Below are 21,315 nucleotides of genomic sequence, written 5' to 3'. Positions count from 1 at the left end.
GCCGCTCCTCATGCCTGCAGCCGCGCAAACCAGTTCGCGTAGACCTGGAGCGGATCCTGGCGCTCCGGCCGCAATGGGCGGTCAACGAAGATGACCTCCTCCATCAACTCCGGGCGTACGTCGCGTCGCCAAAGCGCCTGGAAAAACAGGGCTTTGGCGGTCTCCAAGTCCAGGTCGTGTCGATGCATGACGGAGAGCAGGATTTCGAGAGGGGGCTGTTCCGTTTGCAACGACGCTCGCAAGCGATCACAGACCTCTGCGTAGATCGCGGCATCGACCCCAGCGGCGCGGTGTTGCACCAAGATCAGGCTTCGGAGGTTCTGCGCAAACAGCTCAGGGATATCGGAGTCCACGATGCGGACGGTGGGGATGCCCGCGTCCAGGTAGTAGCGTTCCTCGATGGCGTGCCGGGCACGTACCGCCGCCTCCTGCACCTCGGCACGGCGGGCCGGGCGGCGACCCAGCGGGCGACGCTGAAACTCCTCCTCCGAAGCCTTGACCGTCCAGTTCACGCAATAGGGGCCATGATCGTCCATCAGGAACAACAGGAAATCGCCTATGAAAGGCGCTGGCACAGGAACCCGGTCGGTACCATCCGGGTGGTCAATGAAAATCCACGGGAGCCGATCGATCATGTCCAGGCGCTCGCACACATCAATCGTGCCGCGCAGACCCGGTAGTTCAAGACCCGTGGCCAGACTGTGGCCTGCCAGCGGATGTGGCTTTGATTCCGTGGCGAGCATCCGTTGCTCCTGGAGTTCAAAGAGCAGCGGATTGAACAGCGCCAGCAACAGGACCTTTTGCTCGACCAGAGACAAGGTATGGCAGTAGCGGTCCAAGCGTTCCGACCAGACTTGTGCTGGCCGACTCCTGGAGGGGGCTTCCTCCCGCGTAGCGCGAATCGCGGGGTCGTACTGCTTGCCCCATTGGGGTGGATCCTGACGACGCAGGATTTCATACAGGCGCGCCAGGGTCAGTTTGATGGCTTTGGGCATGCCAGTTCCTTTCCGACCGGGATCGCCGGCCTGAAAACTCGATAGGGAAAGGAAGGCCCTTGACGCACACTGGAGGCGCGAGTAGATTTCAACCACCGTAAGAAAGAAATCTGAGGGTCTTCCTCGGTACGAAACGCCGCCGGCCTGCCAGCCCGCGGCGTTTTTGTTTGTGCGGGGCATCAGATCGTCATGAATGCCTCCCGCCACCTGCCGTTGCCGCAGCCAAACCCTCCGGCGGCGGCATCACGGTGTCCGCTCCACCTATCGCCAGCGAGGGCGGCCTTGACGACTTGAGGCCAAGGGCCACGGCAATTCGATGGCTTTCTCCGCGGCTCGCTCGGCTGCGCCCCGACAGCACGCTGTAGACCAAATGAACATCAAACCCACGCTGACGGGCCCAATCCACGACTGACACCCCTTCCTCATAGAACTGCCGCTTGACGGCATCCAGTGCGGACTGGCTTGGCGCTATTGACATGGGTTTGATCAAAATTGAATGAAAATAACTATTGACGGTCAATAGTTTCTATAAATATACTGATCTCAGAATATGAGAAACCTCGAAATCCGTCAACAAATCGGAGAGCGGTTGTTTGAGGAACGGCAACGCCTCCGTCTCAGCCAGCAAGCTCTGGCCGACCTGATAGGGGGCGTTCGGCTCAGCATCGTCAAGTATGAAAGCGGACGCAGCTCACCCGCCGCAGAGACCCTGGCAGCAATGGAGGCGATCGGAATCGACGTGCGGTACGTGCTCACGGGCTTTCGAGCATCACCCTCCGGCATCGACCGGGAACGCTTCAAGGTCGCATTCGCCGAAGTACAGCGCCAAGCAAAAGCCAAGCAAGAAAAGCTATCCCTTGAGGCAAGCCTTGACTTAGCCTGGCGCTTCTACGATTCCTTCGCCACATTGCAGGCCTCTCGGCCTCTCGCGATCTACCCAAACGATTAAAGACACCGCAAACAAACCCACCCCCGACCTACTGGACCGCGGTTGTGGCGGTCAAACCGGATACAGCGCCGATTGCGTCAATCACATCCCTTTTTCTGAACTGGGGAATGGTGGCCAAGCTGGAAGATGCTTCCGAATGGTGGGTTGAATGGCGGCGTAGGTTGCAGCAACCTTCAATCCAGGGAACACCGCCAGACAGGCCTTGGTCTTGGTCTTAAAGCCGTGCCGGTCGATCCGTTCGCATCCCAGGCTGGCGAATTATGCGTTGCCGCGCCAAGCCGTCTCTTGGCCCACGGACTGTTACACCCGTTGGTCGGGCCCTGCGTGCCGAGATGGCCGCAACTCGGTCGGAGCAGAAGGTGACGCTGCACTTCGTGAATGACCGCTTCGCAAAAGCGGACTTGACGGCTTAGGCACCCTAACGTGCCGGCCGATCATGTCGCGCAGGCATCGCTGCATCTTTTTTCGAAATTTGAGTTTGCGATTTGGTGCAAGTTTAAGTAGCATCGCAAACAAATGGAAAAGACCCTATACCGCACCCCTGGTCAGCTCATCGAGGCGCTGCTTACCGAACGCGGGTGGAACAACCGCATCCTTGCCGCTGTGCTTGAAGTCGAAGAAACGGGCATCAGTAAGCTGATCTCCAGCAAGAAGGCAGTCACACCGGAGGTGGCGATCTCTCTGGAGGAAGTGTTTGGCATACCCGCAGAGCGGTTTCTTGAGCTTCAGCGCAACCTTGATTTAGCCAAAGCACGCATCGTCACAATTCCCAATCCGGTGCGCGCCGAACGGGCCAGGGTGTTCGCCGAACTGCCTGTGGCCGAGCTGATCAAGCGCCAATGGATCAAGGCCGATAACATCCGCGACTTGGATGCCGTAGATCAGGCACTCTGCGCATTTTTCGACGGTCAAAACCCGAGCCAGATCGCACGCACGCCGCATGCGGCCAAGAAAACCTCTGCTGGCGAACAAGCGTCGGCGGCGCAGCTGGCTTGGCTGTACCGGGTTCGACAGATCGCCAAAGAGCTACTGGTACCCAAGTATCGGGAGTCCGCTGCACGCGCCGCACTCCCTAGGCTCCGGGCCTTGCTCAGTGCTCCCGAAGAGGCACGGCATGTGCCACGCATCTTGCAGGAGTGCGGTATCCGATTTGTCGTCGTGGAGGCGCTCAAGTCGTCCAAAATCGACGGCGTCTGCCTTTGGCTGGACGAGCACTCGCCCGTCATCGGCATGACAATGAGGTACGATCGAATGGACAACTTCTGGTTTGTGCTTCGCCACGAACTGGAACACGTTTTGCTCGGGCACGGCAAGGCGGAGCCCTCGCTCGATGTTGATCTCAATGGGGATGTCATCGACGAAGAAGAGAAGTTGGCCAATGCGGCCGCATCTGAATTTTGTGCACCTAACGCACGCATTGACAGTTTCATCAAACGCAAAGCGCCCATCTTTCCGGAGCGTGACTTTCTGGGACTGGCGAAGGTGCTCGGCGTGCACCCGGCCCTCGTGGCTGGACAGATTCAATTCAAAACGGGCAGGTATGATCTGTTCCGGTCTCATCTGGCGAAGATTCGCGATCGCGTATTGCCCAGTGCGGTTGTGGATGGCTGGGGCGATGTCGCTCCCGTGGGCTTAAGCTAAGGAAGCAGCATGACCAAAAATCAGCAGTTGCAAGCACTGATCAATCGGTACAAGCAGGAAACTGGAGAGAAGGTCGTCGACATGGAAAAAGTTGCCGACTGGGCGATCAGCCAGGGAGCCATACTTCCGAAGCCAAAGACCGCGCGTGAGCTATTCGCAGCCCAATTGGCCGATGCCGCACGTGCCGAATATCGTGTTGATCCCAAGACGGGCTTGTCCTATCGCGCAAACCATGCGCTGCGCAACAGAACGCGCGATGGCAGGCAGATGGTGCTGTGGGTTGATATGGAGGATGCGACTCGCCCGCAGATGCTGTGGTCCCTCGCTGACCGCCGGCAGCAAATGGTCGGGGATGCAGTGCACCTGAAGATCGATGAGATGATCTGGAACAGTAAGCACCCCGACGAAGAGCCGATTCAGCAGGACCTGGATTTCACGTACGACGTGGAAGAGCGTTTGAATTCACCTGGCTACGGTACCGGCGAAGCTGCGTAATTTGGAAATTTGGTACTCATTGGAGTTGGCGTTATTACGGCATGTCGCTCATTAACGCCAGAGGCCGCTCCCAGCCTGGAACAGCCGGCTTCCAGGCTGCACTGGCTGAGGTGCAATCGTTTTCGGACAGGCTCCTCCTACCCCAAAGGCGACGGCTAACTGATGACTCGGCAGCCCTAGTGGGTTGAAGCTGGCTTGCACTGCTTAGATGAGCGCCTGAAGCCGGAGCGGGGCAAGTTCAGCATAAGCCCTGCAAGACGCAGACAGGCCTCTTCTTGTCTTTTTGTGAGGTAGAATTCCTCAGGCGTTGATCGACGCCTGCTGCCCACCTCGGCGAACCTGGACAGGACGATCATCACCTTCATGAGATCCCATTCTGCGGACTCGGCTGTGGGCACCGTGCTTTCCGCATTGGATGAGGAGATCATCATGCGGTTCTTTCCCGCGTCAGACATCTTTGTCGAAAAACTCAAGCAGGCTGCGAAAAAAGCCAAGCGCGTCCAGAACATCAAGTTGGCAGAGGCTCAGGACCGCATTGCGCGGGCTCATGGCTTCAACCACTGGGGGCATGTCACGTGGTGCCAGAGAATGTCGGCACAGCGCGTAGCAGCCGGCGAAACTGTCCAAGCAGATCTTGTCGCGCCGGCACGCGTGAATTTTCAGAAGGAAGTCGATTACATCCTGGGCTTGGCAGCGTCAGGCCGAAGCCATGCAGTTGCCCTCAATCAGTGCGTCCTCTTCTCCACAGAGGATGGCGACGCCTGGGTACTGGATGCATGTGACAGCATAGCGCTCTGCTTGTCATGGCGGGGAGAGCGTCAAGATTTCCTGATCGAGGAAGATGCGGAACGGTTTTTCGTCGGGTACGACACGAAGTTCACGCTGCAAAACGATGCGTTTTCAGTTCGATCAGACAACCCTAAGATCGGAAGCCGCACTATCTTTGGCTACCCGGCAAATGAGCTAGCCGAGCTTTTAGTCACGATTCGACGATGCCGGTCTTGATATCAGGATCAGTTAAAGCAAAGATCGATGATGTGGAAGCATGGAGGCATCCTGCCTGTCTCAGGCATCGACCTTAGCCTCCTCCACTTCCAAGTAGCTAAGACGGTACAAAAAAAGGCTGATCAATGATCGTTCCAACGTTGAAGCGCGCAATTCAGACGCGGGAGGAAAAGGGCTTCTACGACATTGCCCTGCTATTCCTTAGTGTGCATGGCTACAAGGATCTGAGTGTCGTCGATGGCACGGGGGATGGGGGCCGCGACGTCACCTGCTCGCTCAAGGACTTGCGCATCCAGCTGAGCGTCCGTAAGGACTGGCTGACGAAGGTGAACGACGAGTCTAGGCTGACCAAGAGCGCGGGCAAGAGCCATTTCATCTACATCACGAACCGCCCGATCTCGCCGGTAGAGCAGACGGAGTTCCAGACCAAGAAGCATGTAAACCGCGGCGATGTGGTCGTCACCATCTACGACCTCAATGCCATCAGCACGACCCTATCCCAGTCCGGCGTCATCCATCGGGCCTACGAACTGCTCGGCATGAGCGTCGACGGAAAGCTGCAGGCGACAGCGAAGGAGATCGCACTCAGCACGCTCTTGATGTTTTCTCCCGAGGCCAAGGAACTGCGAGTCAATATCGTCGAGGCCAATGTCACCGCATGGATGCTGAAGAACGGGCCAACATCTAAAGACCGCGCGATAGCGGCTGTGGCGTTGCTGTTGCCTTACCCGGCGGTGGTCGACGACATCACGCAGTCCATCGGACGCATGCGAGCCGACGGCCGAATCGTCGATGTCAACGGCCAGTTGTCACTGTCAGCTCAAGAGTTAGAAAAGGCCAAGGCTGCGGAGGAAGAGTACCTCCAGTCCGCGTCGGCAGACCTCAAGCTCTTGGAGCGCAAGTACGGCTTGAAGGCCGATGACGCCCAGAGGCTGCTGGCGCTTGCCCTGGAGCTGATTGTGCGGGACAAGCCTCTCGAAGAGCGGAGCGTCCACGCGGATGCACTGGCAGCGTTCGTCGCCGAAAAGGAGCTAAAGAGCAAGAAGTCCGAGCTTTATGATGACCTCTCCAAGACCGGCATCGCCAGATTCGACCAGTACGGCAAAGCCATCGACCGGATCTTCTCGACCAACACCTTCGATATTTATCGGGCCTTTGGACGGCGAACCGCTATCACGATGGTGCTCGACGCCAGTGTGGCGATGCCCATGCTGTGCGGGCTGGCCTTCCGCTGCGTGAGATCAAGATTTGGCATCGCCGCTGAGAAGCTGCGCATGCTCTGCGAGGAACACAATTTCGAGATCGTGGTGCCATCGTTCTACCTCAACGAAATGGCCAGTCACGGGCTCAAGGCGAAGGACTTCGTCGCGACCTACGAGAACCTGCCCGTCGAAGCCCGTGACGTTCTGGTCGGGTCACGCAATGCGTACCTAAGTCACTACGCACGCATGAAGGACATCATGACGGCCGCTGGAGAAGCTCCGCCAACCCTGGAGGAGTTCCTGAAATATTTTGGGTTCGGGCCGACGAGCGACTTGCGAACCGCAGAAAACCGGCTCACATCCCTGCTAGATGAACATGGCATCCGGACGCTGAGGTACTCGCATCTCGACGCGGGATTGCGCAAGCGTGTCGCGCTCCGCAAGGACGCGTTCCAAAGCCCGCACATCATTGACCATGACGCGATGGCGCTCTCGCTGCTTCACGATGACGACGACTCCGGGTTCGTCTTCTCCACCTGGGACCACATCCTGATCGACATGGTTGCCGAGATCGACCGGATCTATGCAGACACGCCCGCTCGCGTCATTGACTTCCTCTCGATGGCCAAGGGCGCGAACTACGAATGCAACCAAAGCATTGATCTGCTCACGTCGCTGATCCACATCGACGACGCGAGAGCTACCGCCCTGGCCCAGAAGATCGAGGGTATCGAGTCCGCCGACCAGGCGTTTCGCCTTCGCCGTTTCGTTGATGACGCTCGGGCACGCGGCGGGCCGGATTGGCGTTTCACGGACACGGCGGCAGCCGCGTTCTTTCAGCAGGACGCGGTAGTTGTCAGGGATACTGGCGTCGCCGTGCCTGGCGGGCTCGATGGTTCGAGTCCCCCGGAGGGCTAGAGATCGCTGCGGGAGCGGTGCATAACCTGACGCCAGCAGCAGGCATCACCGCTAAATCCGGCGGTTTCTCTGGTCGCAGCAGTTTGAGAAGAGCTCGTGCCGATGCACCAACCAAGGAATGGTGCGACTGACGACGAGTTAGGACACTCGGAATGCCAAATGCTGCTACTGAATTCGAATGTTGAGCGGCTGCTTTTGGACGGCGATATCGTCGCGACCAAGGACCGCAAGGCCGAAAAGCAGCAGTCTCGCATGCCCTCCAGTATGACCACTTCACACGCGCGCCAACCCAAAAAGTAGGGGGCCAACGGCCCCCTCTCTTCGCTCAGAGTCCGACGAACTTTATTCGGATCCGACTGACTTTATTTGCTCCAGTCAGAAGAAGGAAACACCCCTTACTCCACCGTCACCGACTTGGCCAGATTACGCGGCTTGTCCACATCGGTGCCCTTCACCAGCGCGGCGTGGTAGCTGAGCAGTTGCAGCGGCACGACGTGGAGGATGGGGGACAGCAGGCCGTAGTGTTCGGGCAGGTGCAGGATGTGCACGCCTTCCGATTCGGCGATCTCGCAGCCAACGTCGGCAAACACGTAGAGCTCGCCGCCGCGGGCGCGGACTTCCTGCAGGTTGGACTTGAGCTTTTCAAGGAGGCTGTCGTTGGGGGCGACGGCGATGACCGGCATCTCCTTGTCCACCAGGGCCAGCGGGCCATGCTTGAGTTCTCCGGCCGGGTAGGCCTCGGCGTGGATGTAGGAGATTTCCTTGAGCTTGAGGGCACCTTCCAGGGCGATCGGGTAGTGCATGCCGCGGCCGAGGAAGAGCGCGTGATTCTTGCTGGCAAAACGCTGGGCCCAGCGCTCGATCTCGGGTTCCAGTTCAACGACCTTGGCGACGGCCACCGGCAAGTGGCGCAGCAGGGCCAGGTGGCTGGCTTCGTCGGCTTCGGAGAGGCGGTTATTGACTTTGGCGAGAGCCAGCGTCAGCAGGGCTAGCGCGGCCAGCTGGGTGGTGAAGGCCTTGGTGGAGGCGACGCCAATCTCCGGGCCGGCACGGGTGATGAAACGCAGTGCGGCCTCACGGACGATGGCGGACTCGGGCACGTTGCAGATCGCCAGGGTCTTGGTCATGCCCAGGCCCTTGGCGAACTTGAGGGCGGCCAGGGTGTCGGCGGTCTCGCCGGATTGGGAGATGACGACCACCAGGGTTTCGGGGTCGGGCACGGATTCGCGGTAGCGGTATTCGCTGGCGATCTCGACGGAGCACGGCAGCTTGGCAATGGCTTCGAGCCAGTAACGGGCCACCAGGCCGGCGTGGTAGCTGGTGCCGCAGGCGAGGATCAGCACGCGGCGGGTGGCGGCGAAGACGTCCACCGCGTCGCTGCCGAACAGCTGCGGCGACACGCTGCCGCCGCCGGCGATGATCTCCAGCGTGTTGGCGAGGGCCTGGGGCTGCTCGAAGATTTCCTTCTGCATGTAGTGGCGGTACTTGCCGAGCTCAACCGCATCGGCAGACAGGCTGGAGATATGTACCGGGCGATCCACCGGGGTGCCGTCCTGGCGCGTGACGCGGTAGCCATCAAGACGCAGTTCGGCCACGTCGCCGTCCTCGAGATACACCACCTTGCGGGTGACCTGCAGCAGCGCGGCGGTATCGGAAGCGGCATAGTGGCCGTCCTCACCGATGCCCAACAGCAACGGTGAGCCCTTGCGGGCGACTATTGCGCGGCCCTGGTCGAGCTCGCTGACGACGCCGATGGCGTAGGCGCCGACCAGCTCGGCCAGCGTGGCGCGCACCGCGTCGAACAGGTCGGGAATGGTCTTCAACTTGTCGTGCAGCAGGTGGGCGATGGCTTCGGTGTCGGTCTCTGACGTGAAGGCGTAGCCCTTGGCGCGCAGACCATCGCGCAGCTCTTCGAAGTTCTCGATGATGCCGTTATGCACCACGGCGAGCCCGCCGGAGATGTGCGGATGGGCGTTGCGCTCGCAGGGCACGCCGTGGGTGGCCCAGCGGGTGTGGGCAATGCCGATCTCGGCGGTGAGACCGGTGGCGTCGGCCTGGGCGGCCAGTTCGGCGACACGGCCGACCGCGCGCAGGCGCTGCAGCGTGGGGGTGCCATTCTGCTTGAGGACGGCCAGGCCGGCGGAGTCGTAGCCGCGGTATTCGAGCTTGCGCAGGCCTTCGAGCAGGACGGGAACGATGTTGCGACGGGCGATGGCGGTGACGATGCCACACATGATCGGGAACCTTTCAGAGTTGTCCGGCCTGCACGGCCGGACCGGAAATGAGGGACGGCATCAGGCCTTCTTGATCTTGACCGGGCGCTTCCAGCCGGGGATCGACAGCTGCCTGGCCCGCGACACGGTGAGCTGCTCGGCCGGCGCATCCTTCGACAGCGTGGTGCCGGCGCCGAGGGTGGCACCGCGGCCGACACGGACCGGCGCGACCAGCTGGGTGTCGGAACCGATGAAGACGTCGTCCTCTATGATGGTGCGGAACTTGTTGGCACCATCGTAATTGCAGGTGATGGTACCGGCGCCGACGTTGACCCGCTGGCCGATGTCGGCGTCGCCGACGTAGGCCAGGTGGTTGGCCTTGGAGTGGTCGGCGATCACGCTATTCTTCACCTCGACGAAGTTGCCCAGGTGCACGTCCTTGCCGAGCACGGTGCCCGGGCGGGTACGCGCGTAGGGGCCGATGATGCAGGCCTCGCCCATCTCGGTGTCCTCGATCTGCGAGAAGGCGGCGATCCTGGTACCGGCGCCGATCTTCGCGTTCCGGACGATACAGTTGGCACCGATACGTACGCCGTCGCCAAGCTCGACACGGCCTTCGAAGATGCAGTTGATGTCGATCTCCACGTCGCGGCCGCAGATCAGCTCGCCACGCACGTCGAGGCGGGCCGGGTCAATGACGGTGACGCCGTCATCGGTGAGACGGCGGGCGATGCCGCGCTGGTAGATCCGCTCGAGCTCGGCGAGCTGGGTCTTGTTATTGACGCCAAGGGTTTCCTCAAATGCATCGGGCTGCGTGGTGACGACTTCGAGGCCGTCGGTAACGGCCATCGCGATGATGTCGGTGAGGTAATACTCGCCTTGGGCGTTGTCGTTCTTGAGGTTGGCCAGCCAGTGGCGCAGGCGCGCGACGGGAGCAACGAGGATGCCGGTGTTCACTTCGCGGACGGCGCGCTCGTCGGCCGCGGCATCCTTCTCTTCCACGATACGGGTGACCTGCCCGGCCGCGTTGCGCAGGATGCGGCCGTAGCCGGTGGGATCGTCCATCGTGACGGTGAGCAGGGCCAGGCGTTCGGCGCCGGCAGCCTGCATCAGGCGCTGCAGCGTCGGCACGCCGATCAGCGGCACGTCGCCGTAGAGGATCAGCGCAACGTCTCCGTCCTCGACCAGCGGCATGGCCTGCTGCACCGCGTGGCCGGTACCCTGGGGCGGGTCCTGCCTGGCCCAGGCCAAGTCGGGTGCGTCGAGCACCTCACGCACCACCTCGCCGCCGTGGCCGTACACCACCACGATGCGCCGCGCCTCCAGCGCCCGCGCGGTATCCAGCACATGCGCCAGCATCGGTTTGGCGGCCAACGGCTGCAGTACCTTGGGCAACACCGAACGCATGCGCTTGCCTTGTCCGGCGGCGAGAACGATCACTTCCATGGATATCCCTGAATGCAGTTTGAATGGGGGTTGAGGCGGATTCTAGCATGCTCGATTTTGCTGCTTCGAGGCGCAGTTCTCGCTTGCAAGCTCGCTCGAGACGCCATGCTGACGCGACGCAACATTCCTTTGATCTAATACTAAAGTTCCTTGATCGCTATTCGATAGAATCACAGTGCTGCAACGCAAAACAGGATATCGCCATGATCGACGCTCGTGATTTCATCCAGAACCGGACGTTTGACGAAATTGCCGTGGGCGACTCCGCCCAGTTGGTACGCACGTTGCGCCCGGAAGACATCCATCTCTTCGCGGTAATGTCGGGAGACGTGAATCCGACCCATGTGGACCCGGAGTTCGCCCGCTCCAGCCAGTTCCGCGAGGTGGTCGGGCATTCCATGTGGGGCAGCGTGCTGATCTCATCCATTCTCGGCACCGAGTTCCCCGGCCCCGGCACCGTGTACGTCGGCCAGACCCTCAAGTTCTGGCGGCCGATCACCATCGGCGACACGCTGACCGTCACCATCACCTGCACCCAGCGCTTCGAACACAACCACCACCTGCTGCTCGACTGCCAGTGCATGAACCAGGACGGGCTAAAGGTCATCGACGGCACCGCCGAGGTGATGGCGCCCACCGAGAAAATCAAGCGCCTGCGTGTCGCGATGCCAGAAATCACCATTTCCGACCGTCAGCAGCGCTACCTGCATGCACTGGCGCTGACCAAAGGCCTGGAGCCGATCCCCATCGCGGTGGCCCACCCCTGCGACACCGAATCCCTGCGCGGCCCGTTGCAGGCGCGAGACGCCGGCCTGGTGATTCCGGTGCTGGTCGGCCCGGAAGCCAAGATCCGCGAAGTGGCCGAGCAGGAGGGCCTCGACCTGCGCGGCGTGCGTATCGTCGACGCGCCCCACAGCCACGCTTCCGCCGAACTCGCAGTGCGCCTCGCACGCTGCGGCGAGGTCGAGGCTCTGATGAAGGGCTCGCTGCACACCGACGAACTGATGAGCGAGGTCGTCGCCAAGGATACCGGCCTGCGTACGTCGCGACGTATTTCCCACGTCTTCATGGCCGACGTGCCAACCTACCCGCGCCCGCTGCTGATCACCGACGCGGCAATCAACATCGAGCCGACCCTCGACGACAAGGTGCACATCATCCAGAACGCCATCGAACTGGCGATCATGATGGGCGTGCCGGAACCCAAGGTGGCAATCCTGTCCGCCGTCGAAACGGTCAACGTCAAGATCCGCTCCACCCTCGACGCTGCCGCCCTGTGCAAGATGGCCGACCGCGGCCAGATCAAGGGTGGCCTGCTCGACGGCCCGCTGGCCTTCGACAACGCGGTATCGCTGGTGGCCGCCAAGACCAAGGGCATCCGCTCCGCGGTGGCCGGCCAGGCCGACATCCTGGTGGTGCCCGACCTGGAGTCCGGCAACATGGTTGCCAAGCAGCTCGAGTACCTCGCCGACGCACTGATGGCCGGCGTGGTGCTGGGCGCCCGCGTGCCCATCGTACTGACCAGCCGTGCCGATACTGCTGAAACTCGTACCGCCTCCTGCGCCATCGCCCAGCTGATGGCCCATAAACGCCGCCAGGGAGTTCGCCTGTGAAAGCCATCCTCATCCTCAACGCCGGCTCGTCGAGCCTGAAGTTCGCCCTCTTCCCGATGATCCCCGAGCTGGCCGACCGGCCACGCCTGTCCGGCCAGGTAGAAGGCATCGGCGCCGAGCCGTTGATGCACGCGGTGGACAGCAGCACCGGCGAGCGCTTCGCCGAAGGCCTGACGGTGCCGGATGGCACCGACCAGAACGGCCAGCACCGCCTGGCGCTGGAATTCCTCTTCGAGTGGATCAACCGCCACACCCCCGGCGTGGACATCATCGCTGCCGGTCACCGCATCGTGCACGGCGGCGACCACTATGGCGCTCCCGTTGTGCTGACGCCTGACGTGGTCGGCGAGCTGGAAACCCTGATCCCGCTGGCGCCACTGCACCAACCGCACAACCTGCGGGCTATCAAGTCGCTGTTCACGCTGATGCCCGAGGTGCGGCAGGTCGGCTGCTTCGACACCGCCTTCCACCGCACCCGCCTACCGGTGGCATCGCGCTTCCCGCTACCCCGCGCGCTCTACAACGAGGGCGTCAAGCGTTACGGCTTCCACGGCCTGTCCTACGAGTTCGTGTCCCGCCAGCTGCCCGACCTGCTCGGCGAGGAAAAGGCCGGCGGCCCGATCATCGTCGCCCACCTGGGCAACGGCGCCAGCATGTGCGCTCTACGCGACGGCGTCAGCCGCGACACCAGCATGGGCTTCACCGCAGTGGATGGCCTGATGATGGGCACCCGCACCGGCGCCCTCGACCCCGGTGTCATCCTGCACCTGATCGAACAGAAGGGCATGGACGCCAAGTCCCTCAGCAACCTGTTCTACAAGCAGTCCGGCCTGCTCGGTGTGTCCGGCATCAGCCAGGACATGCGGACCCTGCTCGACTCTGACGAAGCATCGGCGAAGGAAGCCATCGAGCTGTTCTGCTACCGTGCCGCCTGCATGATCGGCCACCTGTCGATGGCTGCCGGTGGGCTGGATGCGCTGGTGTTCACCGGTGGCATTGGCGAACACGCGACGCCGGTGCGCACACGTATCGCTGAATGGCTGGAATGGACCGGCCTGCGCCTCTACCCCGCAGCCAACCAGCGCCACGCCACACGCATCCACGCCAAGGACAGCAAAGTAGAAGTGCTGGTGGTGCCGACCAACGAGGAATGGATGATCGGCCACCATACGGTGAATCTGCTGGGGCTGCACTGAAGCAGCGATATTGGGACGGGGGAGCCCCTCTGCCGGGCTCCCCCCGTAGGGGAGAATCCTCTCCTGCAGGGAAGCACTCCCCAGAAACGCAAAAGCCCGGGTCACCCCGGGCTTTTTGCTTGATGCCTCGCAGATCAGCGCGGCAGGACGCTACTGCCCATCAGAAAAGTGTCGACCTCGCGGGCGGCCTGACGGCCTTCGCGGATCGCCCACACGACCAAGGACTGGCCACGGCGCACGTCGCCGGCGGCGAAGACCTTCGGCACGTTGGTGGCGTAGCAGCCATCACCGTCGGTGGTGGCCTTGGCATTGCCACGGCCATCCTTGTCGACGCCGAAGGCTTCAAGCAGGGACGCCACCGGGTTGGTGAAACCCATCGCGAACAGCACCAGATCAGCAGGCAGTTCGCGCTCGGAACCCGGCACTTCGCTCGGCTTGCCGTCCTTCCATTCGAGTTCGACGGTACGCAGGGCCTTGACCTTGCCGTTCTCGCCGATGAACTCCTTGGTGGACACGGCGAACTCGCGGGAGCAGCCTTCCTCATGGGAGGAAGAGGTGCGCAGCTTGATCGGCCAATACGGCCAGATCAGCGGACGGTTCTCTTCCTTCGGCGGCTCGGGCATCACTTCGAACTGGGTCACGGACGTGGCGCCGTGACGGTTGGAGGTGCCCACGCAGTCGGAACCGGTGTCGCCACCGCCGATCACGATGACGTTCTTACCGGTCGCGGAGATCGGGTTCTTATCGTCGCCCGCCACTTCCTTGTTCTGCGGAATCAGGAATTCCAGCGCGAAGTGGACACCAGCCAGCTCGCGGCCCGGAACCGGCAGATCGCGCGGCACTTCGGAACCAGCGGCGAGGATCACCGCGTCGAACTCGGACTTGAGCTGCTCGGCGGAGACCACTTCGACGGCGTCATCGTTGATGCCGGTGACGCCCGGCTTCACGCCGACGCAGACCTTGGTGCGGAAGGTGACGCCTTCAGCTTCCAGTTGCTCGACGCGACGGTCGATGGTGGCCTTGTCCAGCTTGAAGTCTGGGATGCCGTAGCGCAGCAGGCCACCGATGCGGGAGCTCTTCTCGAAGACGGTCACATCGTGGCCGACGCGGGCCAGCTGCTGGGCCGCAGCCAGGCCGGCGGGGCCGGAGCCAACGACGGCGACCTTCTTGCCGGTCTTGGTGGAGGCGGGCTGGGCCGTGACCCAGCCGTTTTCCCAAGCCTTGTCGATGATCGCGTGCTCGATCGACTTGATCCCCACCGCTTCCGTGTTGATGTTCAGCGTACAGGCCGCTTCGCAAGGTGCGGGGCAGATCCGGCCGGTGAAATCCGGGAAGTTGTTGGTAGAGTGCAGGACTTCGATCGCTTCCTTCCAGTTGCCGCGATAAACCAGGTCATTCCAGTCGGGAATGATGTTGTTCACCGGGCAGCCGTTGTTGCAGAACGGAATACCGCAATCCATGCAGCGTGCGCCCTGCTTGGCCGCATCCTCGTCGCTCAGGTGATCGACGAATTCCTTGTAGTGCTTGAGACGCTGCTCGACCGGGGCGTAGGCCTCGGAAAGACGCTGGTACTCGAGAAATCCAGTTGGCTTGCCCATTGTTACGCGGCCTCCAGTTCTTTCTGTTGTTGCGCGGCCATCTCGGCCAACGCGCGACGGTATTCGTGCGGCATCACCTTGACGAACTTGCAGCGGTAGGCTGCCCAGTCGGCCAGGATGGACTTGGCGCGCTCGCTGCCGGTGTAGGTGGCGTGACGTTCGATCAGCATCTTGAGCAGGGCTTCATCGGCCATGCCTAGGTGACGCACGTCGACGCGGCCATGGCCTTCGAGGTCGTCGCCGGCCTCGGAACCCTGACGGGCGGCGAATTCTTCCTCGATCGGCTCCAGGGCCACCTGGGCCATGTTGCAGCGGCCTTCGAAAGTGCCGTCCTCGTCGAGCACGTAGGCGACGCCACCGGACATGCCTGCAGCGAAGTTGCGGCCGGTCATGCCGAGCACCACGACGGTGCCGCCGGTCATGTATTCGCAGCCGTGGTCGCCCACGCCTTCGACGACCGTGGTCGCGCCGGAGTTACGCACCGCGAAACGCTCACCGCCAACACCGGCAAAGTAGGCCTCGCCCTCGGTCGCACCGTACAGCACGGTGTTGCCGATGATGATGTTGCTCGGCGTGTCACACTTGAAGCCTGGCGCCGGGCGCACGACGATGCGGCCACCGGACAGGCCCTTGCCGACATAGTCGTTGCCTTCACCAACCAGTTCGAGGGTCAGACCTCGGGAGAGGAAGGCCCCGAAACTCTGGCCGGCAGTGCCGTTGAGGCGGATATGCACGGTGTCGTCCGGCAGGCCGGCGTGACCGTACTTGGCCGCGAAGCGGCCGGACAGCATGGCGCCAACGGTACGGTTGATGTTGCGCACCGGGACTTCGAAGGAGACCTTCTCGCCGTTCTCGAGGGCCGGCTCGGCCAGCTCTATGAGTCGGTTGTCGAGGGCCTTGACCAGGTTGTGGTCCTGGACTTCGGTGTGCAGGCGCGGCACTTCGGCGGGCACATTCGGCAGGTGGAAGATGCGGCTGTAATCCAGGCCGCGGGCCTTCCAGTGCTCGATGCCGGCACGCATGTCCAGCAGGTCGGCACGGCCGATCAGGTCGTCGAACTTGCGGATGCCCATCTGGGCCATCAGCTCGCGCACTTCCTCGGCAACGAAGAAGAAGTAGTTGACCACGTGCTCCGGCTGACCGGAGAAGCGCTTGCGCAGCGTCGGATCCTGCGTGGCCACACCTACCGGACAGGTGTTGAGGTGGCACTTGCGCATCATGATGCAGCCTTCGACGACCAGCGGCGCGGTAGCGAAGCCGAATTCGTCGGCACCCAGCAGCGCGCCGATGACGACGTCGCGACCGGTCTTGATCTGGCCATCCACCTGCACGCGGATACGGCTGCGCAGACGGTTGAGGACCAGGGTCTGCTGGGTTTCAGCGAGGCCCAGTTCCCACGGGGAACCGGCGTACTTGATGGAGGACAGCGGCGACGCACCGGTACCACCGTCGTGACCGGCGATCACCACGTGGTCGGCCTTGGCCTTGGCAACGCCCGCGGCCACGGTACCGACGCCCACTTCGGACACCAGCTTGACGGAGATGTCGGCCGCCGGGTTGGTGTTCTTCAGGTCGTGGATCAGCTGGGCCAGATCCTCGATGGAGTAGATGTCGTGGTGCGGCGGGGGCGAGATCAGACCGACGCCCGGCACGGAGTGGCGCAGGAAGCCTATGTACTCGGAGACCTTGTGGCCGGGCAGCTGACCACCTTCGCCGGGCTTGGCGCCCTGGGCCATCTTGATCTGGATCTGGTCGGCATTGACCAGGTACTCGGTGGTCACGCCGAAACGGCCGGAAGCAACCTGCTTGATCGAGGAACGCAGGCTGTCGCCAACCTTCAGCTCGATGTCACGCTCGATACGGCTGGCGCCGATCAGCTCGGACAGCTTGGTGGGCTTGGAGATCGGGATGAAGCGCTTCGGATCCTCGCCGCCCTCGCCGGTGTTCGACTTGCCGCCGATGCGGTTCATGGCGATCGCCAGCGTCGTGTGGGCTTCGGTGGAGATGGAGCCGAGGGACATCGCGCCAGTGGCGAAGCGCTTGACGATTTCCTTGGCGGACTCGACCTCTTCCAGCGGCACCGGAGCACCGACGGACTTGAGTTCGAACAGGCCGCGCAGCGTCATGTGGCGCTTGCCCTGATCGTTGATGATCTTGGCGTATTCCTTGTAGGTGTCGAACTTGCCGCTGCGGGTGGAGTGCTGCAGCTTGGCGATCGCGTCCGGCGTCCACATGTGCTCATCGCCACGGATGCGGAAGGCGTATTCACCACCGGCATCAAGGGCGTTGGCCAGCACCGGGTCGGCACTGAAGGCAGCCTGGTGCAGGCGGATGGCTTCTTCCATCACCTCGAACACGCCGATGCCTTCCACCTGGGAAGCAGTACCGGTGAAGTACTTCTCGACCAGCGTCTTCTTGAGGCCGATGGCTTCGAAGATCTGGGCGCCGGTGTAGGACATGAAGGTCGAGATGCCCATCTTGGACATGACCTTCATGAGGCCCTTGCCGACGGCCTTGATGAAGTGCTTGACGTACTTCTCGGCGGTCTCGGCATCACCGTGGGCCATCTCGGTGAGGGTTTCGAGGGCCAGGTAGGGGTGCACCGCCTCGGCGCCATAGCCGGCCAGCACGGCGAAGTGGTGGGTCTCGCGGGCGGAGCCGGTTTCGACCACCAAGCCGGTGCGGGTACGCAGACCCTTGGTCACCAAGTGCTGGTGAATGGCGGAGGTGGCCAGCAGGGCCGGGATCGCGACCTGCTCGGCACTGACCTTGCGGTCGGACACGATCAGGATGTTGGAGCCTTCCAGCACCGCGTTCTCAGCTTCTGCACACAGGGAAGCCAGGCGTGCTTCGACGCCTTCCTTGCCCCAGGCCAGCGGGTAGCAGATGTCCAGTTCGGCGGAGCGGAACTTGTTCTCGGTGTAACGGGCGATCTCGCGCAGCTTCGCCATGTCGGCGAAGGTCAGCACCGGCTGGGTGACTTCCAGGCGGTACGGGGGATTGATCTCGTTGATGCCGAGCAGGTTCGGGCGCGGGCCGACGAAGCTCACCAAGGACATGACCAGTTGTTCGCGGATCGGGTCGATCGGCGGATTGGTCACCTGGGCGAACAGCTGACGGAAGTAGCTGAAGATCGGCTTGGCTTTGGCAGACAGCACGGCCAGCGGGCTGTCGTTGCCCATGGAGCCGGTGCCCTCTTCGCCGGTCTTGGCCATCGGCTCGAGGATGAACTTGACGTCTTCCTGAGTGAAGCCGAATGCCTGCTGACGGTCCAGCAGGGAAGCAGCGCACTCCGGTGCGGCTACGCTCTCGGGCGCGGCACAGGTGTCGAGCTTGATGTTGATGCGGGACAGCCATTCCTGGTAGGGCTTGGCGGCGGCAAGGGATTCCTTGATTTCCTTGTCGTCGATGATGCGGCCCTGCTCCATGTCGATCAGGAACATCTTGCCCGGCTGCAGACGCCACTTCTTGACGATCTTCTCGTCGGGAATCGGCAGCACGCCGGATTCGGAGGCCATCACGACGTAATCGTCGTCGGTGACCAAGTAGCGGGCCGGACGCAGGCCGTTACGGTCGAGCGTCGCACCGATCTGGCGGCCGTCGGTGAAGGCCACCGCGGCGGGGCCGTCCCACGGCTCCATCATGGCTGCGTGGTATTCGTAGAAAGCACGGCGCTTCTGGTCCATCAGCGTGTGGGATTCCCAGGCTTCGGGAATCATCATCATCATCGCGTGGGCCAGGGAATAGCCGCTCATCACCAGCAGCTCGAGCGCGTTGTCGAAGGCTGCGGAGTCGGACTGACCCGGGTAGATCAGCGGCCACAGCTTCTGCAGGTCTTCGCCGAGCAGCGGGGACTGGGTACCCTTCTCGCGGGCACGCATCCAGTTGTAGTTGCCACGCACCGTGTTGATTTCGCCGTTGTGGGCGATGTAACGGAACGGGTGGGCAAGGTGCCAGGTCGGGAAGGTGTTGGTCGAGAAGCGCTGGTGGACCAGGGCCAGCGCGGAGACACAGCGCGCGTCCTGCAGGTCGAGGTAGTACTGGCCGACCTGGTCGGCAAGCAGCAGACCCTTGTAGTTGATCGTACGCGCCGACATGGACGGCGTGTAGAACTCCTTGGAGTGCTTCAGCTTGAGGGCGGCGATGGCATTGGCGGCGCGGCGACGGATCACGTACAGCTTGCGCTCAAGGGCGTCGGTGACCATCACGTCGGGCCCGCGGCCGATGAAGACCTGGCGGATCACCGGCTCCTTGGCCTTGACGGTCGGGGACATCGGCATGGCCGGATCGGTCGGCACATCACGCCAGCCGAGCACGACCTGACCTTCGGCGCGGGTGGCGCGCTCGATTTCGTCCTCGCAGGCGAGACGGGAGGCGTGCTCCTTCGGCAGGAAGACCATGCCGACACCGTAGTCGCCGGCCTGCGGCAGGGTGACGCCCTGCTTGGCCATTTCTTCGCGGAACAGCGTATCCGGAATCTGGATCAGGATACCGGCGCCGTCACCCTGCAACGGGTCGGCACCCACGGCACCCCGGTGGTCCAGATTCTTCAGAATTTCGAGACCCTGATTTACGATCTCATGCGTCTTGTTGCCCTTGATATGTGCAATGAAGCCGACACCACAGGCGTCATGTTCGTTGGCGGGGTCGTAAAGACCCTGCTCCAGGGGAAGATCCATCTTGTTTTTCCTCGACACAACACACACCGGCGCCGCGTAGCGCACCGCGCCGGACCTTCAAACTGCGGGAAATCGCCCCGTCCGAACCGTGAAAAAGCCGGCGACACGCGGCCAGCCGGCTACGTTCGATCCCGACGAGGAGACCGTTCAAACACATTGGGCGAGGGTCGAATATACCGCTCCAAGAGCCCTGTTTTCAAGGATTTTTTTGCGCCGCCGCAAGCGCTTGCGGGGCTTAGTGAATCTCACCGACCGCAAACAAGCGCCGGTGTTCACGCATCGCATATCGGTCCGTCATTCCAGCGACATAATCGGCGATCGCCCGCGGCTTGTCGTTGCGGGCCATCTGCTGGTATTGCGGCGGGAGCAGGCGGGGATCATTCATGAATGCCCCGAAGAGATCCTGGATGATGCGCCGGGCCTTGTCGGTCATGCGCAGGACCTGGAAGTGGTGATACAGGCCTTCGCGCAGGAAGGTCTTGAGAACGCGCAACTCGGGCAACATGCCGTCGCTGTAGGCCACCAGACGCGGGGCCGCGTGCACGTCGTCGAGGGAGACGACACCGGCCGCGGCGGTATTGGCGCGGGTCTGCTCGATGAGATCCACCGCCATCATGTTGATCATGCGGCGGATGGTTTCATGGATCAGCCGCCGCCCGGCCAAGCCAGGATAGGCCGCCTCGACCGCCTCCCGGTTGCGACGGAAGATCGGCACCGCGTCGAGTTGCTCGAGGGTGATCAGCCCGGAACGCAGGCCGTCGTCCACGTCGTGGTTGTTGTAGGCGATCTCGTCGGCCAGATTGGCCAACTGCGCCTCCAGCGAGGGCTGGCGCCCATCGATGAAGCGCTGCCCGATGTCGCCGAGCAGTGCGGCATTTTTCAACGAGCAGTGCTTGAGGATCCCTTCACGGGTCTCGTGCATTAGGTTGAGGCCATTGAACTCGGCGTAGCTTTCCTCAAGCACATCCACCGTCCGCAGGGACTGCAGATTGTGCTCGAAGCCGCCGAAGTCCTTCATGCAGGCATGCAGCGCATCCTGCCCGGCGTGACCGAAGGGCGTATGGCCGAGGTCATGCGCCAAAGCCACCGCCTCGGCCAGATCCTCGTTGAGGCGCAGCGCCCGCGCGATGGAGCGGGTGATCTGCGCGACTTCGATGCTGTGGGTCAGCCGGGTGCGGAACAGGTCGCCTTCGTGATTGACGAAGACCTGGGTCTTGTACTCCAGGCGCCGGAAGGCAGTGCAGTGCACGATGCGGTCGCGATCGCGCTGGAACTCGCCGCGCGCCACCGGTGGCGACTCGGCCACCCGACGACCACGGGAATTCGCCTCGACGACGGCATAGGGCGCCAGTTCGGCCATCGGCG

The 21,315-nt window shown here is 62.4% G+C and carries 15 protein-coding genes; 8 read left to right on the top strand and 7 right to left on the bottom strand.

Translation table 11 applies throughout. The features are described from left to right. Window positions 1–8: 8 nt before the first annotated feature. Window positions 9–995, bottom strand: a complete 987-nt coding sequence (locus tag AC1PPK_RS06740; RefSeq protein WP_481117068.1) for a PDDEXK family nuclease — start codon at window positions 993–995, stop codon at window positions 9–11. A gap of 187 nt (window positions 996–1,182) precedes the next feature. Next, window positions 1,183–1,473: a DNA-binding protein gene (locus AC1PPK_RS06735; RefSeq protein ID WP_481118190.1), complete on the bottom strand. Its 291-nt coding sequence runs from the start codon at window positions 1,471–1,473 to the stop codon at window positions 1,183–1,185. A 72-nt stretch (window positions 1,474–1,545) separates the two neighbouring features. Between AC1PPK_RS06735 and AC1PPK_RS06730 the strand changes: the two genes are divergently transcribed. The 6 genes from AC1PPK_RS06730 to AC1PPK_RS06705 all read left to right on the top strand — a co-directional run bounded on the left by AC1PPK_RS06730 (window position 1,546) and on the right by AC1PPK_RS06705 (window position 7,505). Beyond that, complete coding sequence (locus AC1PPK_RS06730) at window positions 1,546–1,944, top strand: helix-turn-helix domain-containing protein (protein WP_481117067.1); 399 nt, start codon at window positions 1,546–1,548, stop codon at window positions 1,942–1,944. 516 nt (window positions 1,945–2,460) lie between these two features. Further along, window positions 2,461–3,585, top strand: a complete 1,125-nt coding sequence (locus tag AC1PPK_RS06725; RefSeq protein ID WP_481117066.1) for a hypothetical protein — start codon at window positions 2,461–2,463, stop codon at window positions 3,583–3,585. A gap of 9 nt (window positions 3,586–3,594) precedes the next feature. Continuing rightward, complete coding sequence (locus AC1PPK_RS06720; RefSeq protein ID WP_481117065.1) at window positions 3,595–4,080, top strand: hypothetical protein; 486 nt, start codon at window positions 3,595–3,597, stop codon at window positions 4,078–4,080. Between the two features lie 390 nt (window positions 4,081–4,470). Next, window positions 4,471–5,085 carry a hypothetical protein gene (locus tag AC1PPK_RS06715; RefSeq protein ID WP_481117064.1) on the top strand — a complete coding sequence of 205 codons (615 nt, stop codon included), beginning with the start codon at window positions 4,471–4,473 and terminating at the stop codon, window positions 5,083–5,085. Between the two features lie 125 nt (window positions 5,086–5,210). Further along, window positions 5,211–7,205: a hypothetical protein gene (locus AC1PPK_RS06710; RefSeq protein WP_481117063.1), complete on the top strand. Its 1,995-nt coding sequence runs from the start codon at window positions 5,211–5,213 to the stop codon at window positions 7,203–7,205. A gap of 159 nt (window positions 7,206–7,364) precedes the next feature. Continuing rightward, window positions 7,365–7,505 carry a hypothetical protein gene (locus AC1PPK_RS06705; protein WP_481117062.1) on the top strand — a complete coding sequence of 47 codons (141 nt, stop codon included), beginning with the start codon at window positions 7,365–7,367 and terminating at the stop codon, window positions 7,503–7,505. A 95-nt stretch (window positions 7,506–7,600) separates the two neighbouring features. On the opposite strand, the gene glmS is transcribed toward AC1PPK_RS06705, so the two are convergent. Both glmS and glmU read right to left on the bottom strand, forming a co-directional pair. Then, window positions 7,601–9,439 (bottom strand): glutamine--fructose-6-phosphate transaminase (isomerizing), encoded by a 1,839-nt coding sequence (gene glmS / locus AC1PPK_RS06700; RefSeq protein ID WP_481117061.1) that lies wholly within the window; start codon window positions 9,437–9,439, stop codon window positions 7,601–7,603. 60 nt (window positions 9,440–9,499) lie between these two features. Continuing rightward, window positions 9,500–10,864 (bottom strand): bifunctional UDP-N-acetylglucosamine diphosphorylase/glucosamine-1-phosphate N-acetyltransferase GlmU, encoded by a 1,365-nt coding sequence (glmU, locus tag AC1PPK_RS06695; RefSeq protein WP_481117060.1) that lies wholly within the window; start codon window positions 10,862–10,864, stop codon window positions 9,500–9,502. Window positions 10,865–11,067: 203 nt separating this feature from the next. Here glmU and AC1PPK_RS06690 point away from each other — a divergent pair, with 203 nt between their 5' ends. Together AC1PPK_RS06690 and AC1PPK_RS06685 are read left to right on the top strand one after the other, a co-directional pair. Further along, the gene (locus AC1PPK_RS06690) at window positions 11,068–12,477 is read left to right on the top strand and encodes a bifunctional enoyl-CoA hydratase/phosphate acetyltransferase (RefSeq protein WP_481117059.1); all 1,410 of its coding nucleotides are present in this window, start codon (window positions 11,068–11,070) and stop codon (window positions 12,475–12,477) included. Further along, entirely contained in the window at window positions 12,474–13,673 is a 1,200-nt protein-coding gene (locus tag AC1PPK_RS06685; protein WP_481117058.1) for an acetate/propionate family kinase, read from the top strand. Before AC1PPK_RS06690 ends, AC1PPK_RS06685 begins: the two co-directional genes overlap by 4 nt. A gap of 134 nt (window positions 13,674–13,807) precedes the next feature. Here AC1PPK_RS06685 and AC1PPK_RS06680 read toward each other — a convergent pair whose 3' ends face one another. The 3 genes from AC1PPK_RS06680 to AC1PPK_RS06670 all read right to left on the bottom strand — a co-directional run bounded on the left by AC1PPK_RS06680 (window position 13,808) and on the right by AC1PPK_RS06670 (window position 21,310). After that, entirely contained in the window at window positions 13,808–15,271 is a 1,464-nt protein-coding gene (locus AC1PPK_RS06680) for a glutamate synthase subunit beta (protein WP_481117057.1), read from the bottom strand. A 2-nt stretch (window positions 15,272–15,273) separates the two neighbouring features. Further along, window positions 15,274–19,950, bottom strand: coding sequence for a glutamate synthase-related protein (locus tag AC1PPK_RS06675; protein WP_481117056.1), 4,677 nt, complete (start codon window positions 19,948–19,950; stop codon window positions 15,274–15,276). A gap of 235 nt (window positions 19,951–20,185) precedes the next feature. Then, on the bottom strand, window positions 20,186–21,310 hold the full coding sequence (locus AC1PPK_RS06670) for a deoxyguanosinetriphosphate triphosphohydrolase (RefSeq protein ID WP_481118189.1): 1,125 nt from the start codon (window positions 21,308–21,310) through the stop codon (window positions 20,186–20,188). Window positions 21,311–21,315 lie beyond the last annotated feature (5 nt).

This window comes from Zoogloea sp. JDB1 (assembly GCF_056724025.1).
The sequence above is the reverse complement of the archived record's forward strand: the minus strand, read 5'-3'. Positions and strand labels throughout refer to the sequence as shown.